Source organism: Methylobacterium sp. WL116 (assembly GCF_008039455.1).
Classification (GTDB): Bacteria; Pseudomonadota; Alphaproteobacteria; order Rhizobiales; family Beijerinckiaceae; genus Methylobacterium.
This window is the reverse complement of the sequence record NZ_VRUV01000216.1, coordinates 1-7,461: the sequence shown is the minus strand read 5'-3', so window position 1 is coordinate 7,461 and position 7,461 is coordinate 1. Positions and strand designations below refer to the sequence as shown.

The following is a 7,461-nucleotide window of genomic DNA, read 5'->3' as shown; positions in this document are numbered from 1 at the left end:
CCCCCCAGCGGGCGGGGCGCGCATCCGCGGGGAACCTGTGAGATCAGCCCGGCCAGTATCCGCTGCGCCGGGCTTTCTTGTTCGATCGGCGGGCGAGTGAACCATCTGGATTAAGCAGCCTCACCTCTACAGGGAGCTCATCGGATCGGCCCCGCCGGCACCCGCCGTGCGGGGATTTTTCTTTGGCTCCTGTACCCCTTCAAAACTGCCACGGGGTAGGTCGACCCCAGCGCCTGTGGAGTTATGAAGTTCACCTATGTGATAGCAGCCACGGAAGGCGTGCCTATGATGCCGATCATCGCGGCTCTCGTTTTGGCCCGCCGCGCTTGAGAGACATAGGCGCTCTCGCCTTCAATGCGTGAGAGCCTGTGCCTCGCTACTTCTTCGACATCCATGATGGCGTTCACCGGCGCGACGATGAGGGCACCGAATGTGCCGACCTGCAAGGCGCTGTTCTAGAGGCCAAGAAGCTGCTTCCTGCCATCGCTGCGTACGATGTGCCAAAGGACGGTGAACGTCAAACCATAACGGTGCTGGTAACGGATGAAGATGGGCATGCCGTCTACTCGGCCGCCCTCACCTATGTCGGCACATGGCTGCTGCGGTAGAAGCTGGGCCCGTCGTTGCACCTTCAATTTTGAAGTGACTGCAGCATGGTGCTGTCTCGGTGTGAAAGGATACAATAGGGTCAGCGCGCTAAGTTAGCTTTTGTTGCATAAATTGGCAGGAACAGTTGACCTTATTAGGCGATTAAACTGTATCGTTGGCCGGTTTTAGGCGCTGGCGACTGCGAGCGTTCTGTGCTTCCGCCTATCCTCGCAGAGCGCGCGATGCCTCACTATCACTTCAACGTCCATGACGGCGTCGGCACCCTGGATCGTGAGGGCATGCTCCTCGCGGATATCGGGGCGGCCCGCCGGCAGGCCATGCTGCTAGCCGGGGCCTTGCTCGAAGCCGATGCGAATAGGCAGCGCGATGGCAAGCCGTGGCTGATGGAGCTCACTAACCAGGCCGGTGAAGCGCTGTTTCGCTTAGACTTTAAGATCACCACGAGCGTCCCAGGCGTATCCGCTCGATGAAGTGTCTCTATCCTCCCCGAGTCTTGCCTCAACCCCTCCGGCACTCGACGTGTAGATTTTTGGCGATGATACCGTTCGCACATACGGTGCGACTAATGGACCAGCCGACGTGAACTGGTCAATTGAGCAGTCGCCTTTCAGCAAAGTTCGCTAGCGGAGTATTAGTCGGGCGGTTTGATCCTTGGCACGCGCACGAGTGAGGGCTTCTAGCCCCCGCCAATTTGACGAGGGAAATCTGCTTGCCACGTTTCCACTTCAACATTTACGATGGCGAAGACTATTTAGATAAAGATGGATTTGAATTACCCTCGTGGGAGCAAGCCCGACATGAAGCAATTCGACTAGCTGGCGAGATATTTCAGCACACGGCAGGTAAGATCTCTCTAGGCGAAGACTGGAGAATGGAAGTCACCGACGAGAAAGGGTTAATCCTCTTCCGTCTAGACTTCACAGTCTTGGATGCGGCCGCAGTGCCGTCAAGGATGCTCTGATGCCGGTCGTCATTCCAGGCAGTTGGCTCGTCCTTGGAACGCTTCTATTACTGCAGAGTGCCTTAGCCGTATTGATGGCTTTCAGTGGTTGAACCTAAGAACGCCTCCCTCTCCGAGGCTGAAGAGGTGACAGCGCTCCGCCTGAAAACGATTGCAGGATTGCTTGACCTCCCCATCGCCCGCTTCTTCGATCAAGGAGCATCGAAGGGTCACGGGGACGTAATGGAGCTTCTCCGCTTGTGGCATAAGCTTCAAACCAACGAGGATCGTAGATCTGCCCTGGACTATCTACGATGGATCGCGGTGGACAGCGGCGACTAAGGTCCGGCGCTTGCCGACGATGCCCCGAAGCGCCCGATCCGCCCGCTCAACGTCGTTCACGCCCAGCTTCACCCGGTTGTTGTACCGGAAGTCGAACTCAGCGAGGTAGCGGTGCAGGTGCTGCTTGCCGCAGTGCTGGTATGTACCGCCTACCGCCCGAACTCCCACACCGGCAGGCCAACGGGCCGCCCCGGCCGGTCCCACCGGAAGGTCTGGTTCCCGTATCGGATCCAGGTGTCGCCGATCGCCTCGACACGGCGCGCGTTGATCATCAGGCCGCCGCAGTAGTCGACGCGGATCGCGCCGACCGTCGGATGCACGCCGAAGAGGTCCGTGGCCGTCCAGCCAAGCGCGATAGCGTCGTCACCGAAACGGTCAAGGAAATCGATCGCCGCCTCGCGCATCTCCTGCCAGCGCTGCGCCGAGAGCCCGGGACAGGGCGGCACCGTCGGCTTCATGGCCTCAAGCGCGTCGCGCCACGCCTGGACGTCGGAGGGCGTGGGTCGGATCGGTGCGGGTGATGCCATGGGTCTCGCCGGATGTGGGCCGGCGGGGATAGGGACATGGCCAAGCGGGCGCAACGCGGCTGACAGCCGCCGGCCGCGCTACTCCACCGACCGTAGCTTCGGCCCGGCGCCGGTGTGCGCGCCCGCGAAGTTCGGCCGCGTGGTGATCCGATCCTTCCGCCCGCAGGCCGAACACACCAGTCGTAGCGCAACGTCCGGCACGGGTAGGTCGTCGGGCAGGCCGTCGAACGGCATCGCACCGCTGTGCCCGCACTCGCAGAACACCAGCAGCCCAAGGGCGCCGTGAGCCCTGCTGTTGGCGATCGTGGCCGGCGGCTGCTCGATGCCTTCAGCGTCGTACCAGCGGCGGGGATTGCGGAGATGCTTCGGGACGCCCGTCACTGCGCTCGCTCCGGCCCCTCCACCAGTCCGAAGAGCCGCGCCAGCGCGATCAGTTCGCCGTCGGTGCATTCTTGGCCGTCGACCTGCCACAGGCCCAGATCGTCGCCGGTCGGCTCAACCGTCCGTCCAATCGCACGGAGGGCTTCGACGGCTTCGTGGAAGGGGTCGTCGCTCAAGGCGCCACCGGCCGCGCCAGCAGGATCGCGGTGCGCACCATGCCACTGCGGTACTGATCGCCGGCCTCTGGATTGGCCACCGCTTTCCGCGACGGCTCGTGGTCCTTCACCGCGCCGGCTGGGTCGACCGTGTGCCCACTCGCGAACCGGAACAGGCTTACGGTCGCGTCCTTCATAAACACGTCGACCGCGGCGTTCACCTCGTCGGAGGCGATCGTCTTGGCCTTGATGAGGTCGCCGGTCGTTGGGTCTGCCATGGGGTGAGTATCCGAGCATCCCGATTTGATCGACGGGCTTACCGAGGGGGCGACAGGTTGGAGCACCACTTGCCGCCTGCGAAGGCGGTGTGTTGGCTCCTTATCTCGCCTGCGCCTATCCGAGCCCCTACCGTTGACTTGGCCGTGCCTGCCGGCCGACATGCCATGTCCGGCTATGGCGCGCCCCGTGGCGAGTCGGGAGCCGGCATCAGGAGATGATCGCCGCGAGATAGACCCTGAAAAGCCAACGGCGCCGACCCCTGGCAGGGTGGCGCCGTCGAAAACCTGGGGCTGTGAGGCCCGCTGCGATGCCCCTCACAAGCCATGACCTCCCTCGGGAGTCAAGACGGAACCCGTTTCCGTCAACCGGTAGGCTTTGCCTGGACCCTAGCCGCGGCCCGTGAGGGACCGGGTTCGATGAACTACGCCTATGAGATCCGTCGACAGGCGGAGGCGGCTCCGCGTGCCGCGTTGCCGGCCGTAGCGTCCGCGTTGTGGAAGGCGTTCGGGGAGGGACACCTATCCGAGGCCGAGGCCGAGGCGCTGTCCGAGCTGATCGAGGCGCGGCAACTGTCAGGAACCGAACGGTCTGCTGAACAGGTCGAGAACCGCACAGGAAGCCTCAGGAGCCGCGCAGGCACCCGCCCGCGCACGGATGCCTCAATGGAGCGTCGTCGCCGCTGGGCGGCCTCTGGGCGGCTTCCTCCGGGCCTCGCGGCACGGTTCACACTAGCCGAGCAGGCGGTACTCTCGCTCGTCGCGGCCGAGACCACTCGGCGCGGAGACTGTCGGCTCGCGGTGGGTCACCTCGCGGCGATCGTCGGCGTGGCCGAGACCACCGTGCGCAACGCCATCCGGGAGGCCCGCAAGCTCGGGCTCGTCACGGTGGAGGAGCGGCGTATGACGGGCTTCCGCAACGACACGAACGTGGTCCGCGTCGTCTCGGCCGAGTGGACGGCCTGGCTGCGGCTGACGCGGAAAGGGAGGCGCGAAACGCTACCCCCCTCCTTCCAGGGGGGAGGGTACAAATCAGCGAGGCGCACGCATACTGATGTTCCATACTTTGTGAATTTAGGGGATCGGAACCCTCAAAAGGGCTGCCGATAGGCGGCGGGCGACCCTGCCGACAAAGCCCGATCTGAAATCCGAAAGGCGGGTAGAACCAGCCGAGCCATGCGGTAGCCGCACGCGGGCGTTCGCCATGTCGAACGCGAAGACCATGAGATGCTGATGAGCGACGACACGACGGCTCTGGTCCTGGCGCTCGCTACCGAGAACGCGGAACTACGCGCGGCGCTGGCCGAGGCGCAGGAACTGCTGATCGAGACCGCCGTCGATGCCGGCGAGGTGCATGCCTGTGTCGAGGAGTTGCAGGCCGAGTTGACCAAAATGCTTGTCGTGCGCTCCTGCAGGACGGCGAGAAAAATGCTGTTTGGATCGACCTCACAGGATCGTGAGATTTCAAGTTTGGAGCGAAACTTTCTCCCATTTTGATCCGTACCCGCACCACGGGCCAACGGCTTAGCTTATGCGGTTGTCCCGGGTATCTCCTCGGGCTTGTTAGATATCGGCACTCTATGTCCCTCAATCACCAACCCGGACACCCATCGCGCCGTCCGCGCCCATCCTTGGTTGTCGCCATGTGCCTCCTGCCGGTCCTACTCTGGATCGCCATCTACCTGGTCTCCGGCAAGGTCGTCTGGTTCTGACGCCATTCCCTCCGATCAGCGCTGCGAGCTCCTCGGACGAAGGTACTGCGCGAGAAGAAACCCGCCTTGCAGAGCGCTCAGATGAGCAAAGAGGATCAGGAACTCCAGCCAGCCGAGTCTCCATTGGATGACGCAGGCTGCAATGTACGCGGCAACGACGCACCCCGAGGCGAACAGGATTACCCATAGACGATAGTAGCACCCTGCTGCGATCCCAGCAGCGAACAGAAGCGCGGATGTGATCATTCCTTTCCAATCACATTCCTAGCGTTTCAAGCTTCTTAACATAATCTCTAGGATCATTCGGTCGATGACGCGGCAGACCCTGTGCGGATCTGTCTCGGAGAATGCACCTCAGGTGTGCCGTCACCCGGCGCGCCCTTCCCGTTTTCGGCGTGGGATACCAGCGGTACCGCGAAGGCAGACAACAATGCGCAACCGCGGTCAGCCCGATAAAATCCGCGACGCGTTTATCGTGGCTGGAGGCGCCATCATTGGCGCAGCCATGGTGGTCGAGATCCAGTTCCTAATGCCGCAGAACCCTCTGGCTGCCACGTTTATCGTGATTGGCGCTGCCCTGATGGCGACCGCTGCTACGCTGCACTTCTCGCGTTGGTGACCCGTGCCTCTGACCCGCTGAGGCCTGACAACAGCACCCGGTGGGTACCCTGCCGAAGGCTATCGCCGCTGCTTGTCCGCTTCCTCACCGGCGACCGCTTCCACCGCCGCGATTGCGTTCTCCAACTCCGCAATCCGCTTCAGCGTACTGTCGGCCGGCATCGTGTCGTACTGAGCCGCCTCCATGATCAGATCACGCTGGCGGGTTTTGAGACGGTCCAGAAGGGCATCGAGCTTGTGCATCAACGCCATGTAACGGCGGGTGATGTTCTCAACAACTGCGCCCCGGCCAGCATTAGGCCGGGGCGCGATGCGTTTCAGCTCGGCTGCTCCTCGGTCTCCTCAATGGCCGCCTCGTCGTCCATCTGAGGCGTAGGCGCTGGGCTCGACGGCGGATCGCCTTCAGGCTCCTGCGGTGCGGGCGAAGGATCTCCAATCGGCGCCGGATCCTCGCCCGGCTGCGGAGTGTCCGCGTCGATCATCGTCTCGCTCCCGTGGTGTTTCTCAGGAAGCAAAGTCCCGATGATCGACCACGTTCCAGCGGATTACAAAACCGGTGTTCGATACTCAGCCGAGTGGATGACCTCGATGCGTCATGGGTGGGGTCAGGCTTTTTCCGCCGGAGGTCGAACGATCTGAGCCTCCCGGTCGGGCCGGCACGGGTAGCAACATCCAATGCGTGTAGTCATTCCATGACCATCCCCGATCGTCCTCCGGATGAACTCCCTCTCCACGCATGTCCGCGCGGATGATGTGCATTTCGAATTTTACGGCTGAACCCTGACCGATCCATAGGCCTGCAACGAACCGTTGCCCGTCCCGTGGTGCGGTCTTCATCCCTTGCCAGCTCACGACTTTCCCCTTTGCCTTGGTTCGACGGACCAACGAGTTATTGAAGGCGAAGGTCCGCCATGTTTCCGGCAGCAATCTCGACATAGGCACTTCAGCGGCTATTTTGCCCGAATGCGTTATGTCCTCGCCGCCTTCGCCACGATCCTAACGGCTGGCGTTTGCGCGGCTGCGCCAACCGACGACGGGCAGCGAGCCGAGAAGATTGACGGGCTGGTGCGCATCGTCGGCGCACAGGCTGGCATCGTCCTTCACTGCCGGCAGTTCTATGCGATCGATGACACGGTGTCGGACGGCCTGTCTCGCACCGTACGGCCTACCCTCGATCAAAGCCTTGGGCCCAAGCAGGCTCAGACCGCTGTCGACGATGAGGGCAAGCGCCTCGCGCAGGAAATTGCGGAGGTCGGCCCCGAGCGCTGGTGTGCCGACCAGCGGAGCATCCTGAACACCGAGGGCGTCCGCGTTTTTCTGGACTGATCGGCCGTCCTGGTTGCGACTTGAATGGCTTAAAATGCCCTGGCGAGAAGCCGGTTTGCATGTCAGAGCGGTGCATGGCCCAGCCAGTCCCAAGCCCATGCGAAGTGAAGGTGGACGGGCAATGGCTCGTAGTTAGTCTCGCCGAAGCCTCAACCAGGTTCGTCGCTTCCGAGAAGCGGTGCCCGGCCTGTCATGGCCGCGTGGCAATCCCCGGCACGTTCACTTCGAGGGCAAAGCGAAGGCTTGACCATCGTCGCAATCACACCGGCTGCCCGCTTTTACCGAAAATCTACTGCGGTACCCCATCACCGCATCCGAACGCGGTCGAGTAGGCGAGTGAGCCTTCATGACTCCGGTGCGCTATCGACCCGAGCGTCGGAACAAGTTGCGCCGAAAAGACCTGAGCTTGCGGTGCAAGTCCGAACGGTCTGCGCTTTGACCGACCGCTCACAAAGCCCGGCAACAATCCGAGCTTTGCTGATCACATGGAAAGAAGCCGCTTAGGCGATTTATGCTCACAGAGACAGGCGCCGTGGATAGGGCGCACAATCTAACGATCAGTCAGATAAAAGTAGA

The 7,461-nt window shown here is 62.3% G+C and carries 13 protein-coding genes and 1 pseudogene; 7 read left to right on the top strand and 7 right to left on the bottom strand.

The annotated features are described in order from the left end of the window. Positions 1-368 precede the first annotated feature (368 nt). From FV223_RS15805 to FV223_RS15795, 3 genes are all read left to right on the top strand, one after another. Positions 369-608, top strand: coding sequence for a hypothetical protein (locus FV223_RS15805; protein WP_147727930.1), 240 nt, complete (start codon positions 369-371; stop codon positions 606-608). A gap of 222 nt (positions 609-830) precedes the next feature. Continuing rightward, positions 831-1,079: a chemotaxis protein CheX gene (locus tag FV223_RS15800; RefSeq protein WP_147727929.1), complete on the top strand. Its 249-nt coding sequence runs from the start codon at positions 831-833 to the stop codon at positions 1,077-1,079. 239 nt (positions 1,080-1,318) lie between these two features. Next, positions 1,319-1,570, top strand: a complete 252-nt coding sequence (locus FV223_RS15795; protein ID WP_147727928.1) for a hypothetical protein — start codon at positions 1,319-1,321, stop codon at positions 1,568-1,570. A gap of 288 nt (positions 1,571-1,858) precedes the next feature. Here the strand turns inward: FV223_RS15795 and FV223_RS15790 are convergent. The 5 genes and pseudogenes from FV223_RS15790 to FV223_RS15770 form a co-directional block, all read right to left on the bottom strand. After that, a pseudogene (locus FV223_RS15790) lies at positions 1,859-2,050 on the bottom strand (IS1595 family transposase); the annotation flags it as partial. Beyond that, entirely contained in the window at positions 2,041-2,349 is a 309-nt protein-coding gene (locus FV223_RS15785; RefSeq protein ID WP_147727927.1) for a hypothetical protein, read from the bottom strand. The gene FV223_RS15785 and the pseudogene FV223_RS15790, both read right to left, overlap by 10 nt. 147 nt (positions 2,350-2,496) lie before the next feature. Beyond that, positions 2,497-2,799 (bottom strand): hypothetical protein, encoded by a 303-nt coding sequence (locus FV223_RS15780; protein ID WP_147727926.1) that lies wholly within the window; start codon positions 2,797-2,799, stop codon positions 2,497-2,499. Further along, a complete protein-coding gene (locus FV223_RS15775; protein ID WP_147727925.1) occupies positions 2,796-2,975 on the bottom strand; it encodes a hypothetical protein in 180 nt (59 codons plus the stop codon). The genes FV223_RS15780 and FV223_RS15775 overlap by 4 nt, the downstream gene beginning before the upstream one ends. Then, positions 2,972-3,232 carry a hypothetical protein gene (locus FV223_RS15770; RefSeq protein ID WP_147727924.1) on the bottom strand — a complete coding sequence of 87 codons (261 nt, stop codon included), beginning with the start codon at positions 3,230-3,232 and terminating at the stop codon, positions 2,972-2,974. The genes FV223_RS15775 and FV223_RS15770 overlap by 4 nt, the downstream gene beginning before the upstream one ends. Positions 3,233-3,649: 417 nt before the next feature. Here FV223_RS15770 and FV223_RS15765 point away from each other — a divergent pair, with 417 nt between their 5' ends. From FV223_RS15765 to FV223_RS15755, 3 genes are all read left to right on the top strand, one after another. Next, positions 3,650-4,339 carry a helix-turn-helix domain-containing protein gene (locus tag FV223_RS15765; protein ID WP_147727923.1) on the top strand — a complete coding sequence of 230 codons (690 nt, stop codon included), beginning with the start codon at positions 3,650-3,652 and terminating at the stop codon, positions 4,337-4,339. Between the two features lie 123 nt (positions 4,340-4,462). Beyond that, positions 4,463-4,726 (top strand): hypothetical protein, encoded by a 264-nt coding sequence (locus FV223_RS15760; protein WP_147727922.1) that lies wholly within the window; start codon positions 4,463-4,465, stop codon positions 4,724-4,726. A 645-nt stretch (positions 4,727-5,371) separates the two neighbouring features. Then, entirely contained in the window at positions 5,372-5,560 is a 189-nt protein-coding gene (locus FV223_RS15755) for a hypothetical protein (protein ID WP_147727921.1), read from the top strand. A 59-nt stretch (positions 5,561-5,619) separates the two neighbouring features. On the opposite strand, the gene FV223_RS15750 is transcribed toward FV223_RS15755, so the two are convergent. Together FV223_RS15750 and FV223_RS30485 are read right to left on the bottom strand one after the other, a co-directional pair. Next, positions 5,620-5,802 carry a hypothetical protein gene (locus FV223_RS15750; protein ID WP_147727931.1) on the bottom strand — a complete coding sequence of 61 codons (183 nt, stop codon included), beginning with the start codon at positions 5,800-5,802 and terminating at the stop codon, positions 5,620-5,622. A gap of 74 nt (positions 5,803-5,876) precedes the next feature. Further along, the gene (locus FV223_RS30485) at positions 5,877-6,041 is read right to left on the bottom strand and encodes a hypothetical protein (RefSeq protein ID WP_187276155.1); all 165 of its coding nucleotides are present in this window, start codon (positions 6,039-6,041) and stop codon (positions 5,877-5,879) included. 481 nt (positions 6,042-6,522) lie between these two features. On the opposite strand from FV223_RS30485, the gene FV223_RS15745 reads away from it, so the two are divergent. Beyond that, positions 6,523-6,885 (top strand): hypothetical protein, encoded by a 363-nt coding sequence (locus tag FV223_RS15745; protein WP_147727920.1) that lies wholly within the window; start codon positions 6,523-6,525, stop codon positions 6,883-6,885. Positions 6,886-7,461: the final 576 nt, after the last annotated feature.

Bases quoted from the DNA above. Each gene is read 5' to 3' on its own strand.
- FV223_RS15755 (WP_147727921.1), top strand. From the start codon at position 5,372: ATGCGCAACCGCGGTCAGCCCGATAAAATCCGCGACGCGTTTATCGTG.
- FV223_RS15770 (WP_147727924.1), bottom strand. From the start codon at position 3,232: ATGGCAGACCCAACGACCGGCGACCTCATCAAGGCCAAGACGATCGCC.
- FV223_RS30485 (WP_187276155.1), bottom strand. From the start codon at position 6,041: ATGATCGACGCGGACACTCCGCAGCCGGGCGAGGATCCGGCGCCGATT.
- FV223_RS15765 (WP_147727923.1), top strand. From the start codon at position 3,650: ATGAACTACGCCTATGAGATCCGTCGACAGGCGGAGGCGGCTCCGCGT.
- FV223_RS15745 (WP_147727920.1), top strand. From the start codon at position 6,523: ATGCGTTATGTCCTCGCCGCCTTCGCCACGATCCTAACGGCTGGCGTT.
- FV223_RS15760 (WP_147727922.1), top strand. From the start codon at position 4,463: ATGAGCGACGACACGACGGCTCTGGTCCTGGCGCTCGCTACCGAGAAC.
- FV223_RS15800 (WP_147727929.1), top strand. From the start codon at position 831: ATGCCTCACTATCACTTCAACGTCCATGACGGCGTCGGCACCCTGGAT.
- FV223_RS15750 (WP_147727931.1), bottom strand. From the start codon at position 5,802: ATGCACAAGCTCGATGCCCTTCTGGACCGTCTCAAAACCCGCCAGCGT.
- FV223_RS15785 (WP_147727927.1), bottom strand. From the start codon at position 2,349: ATGAAGCCGACGGTGCCGCCCTGTCCCGGGCTCTCGGCGCAGCGCTGG.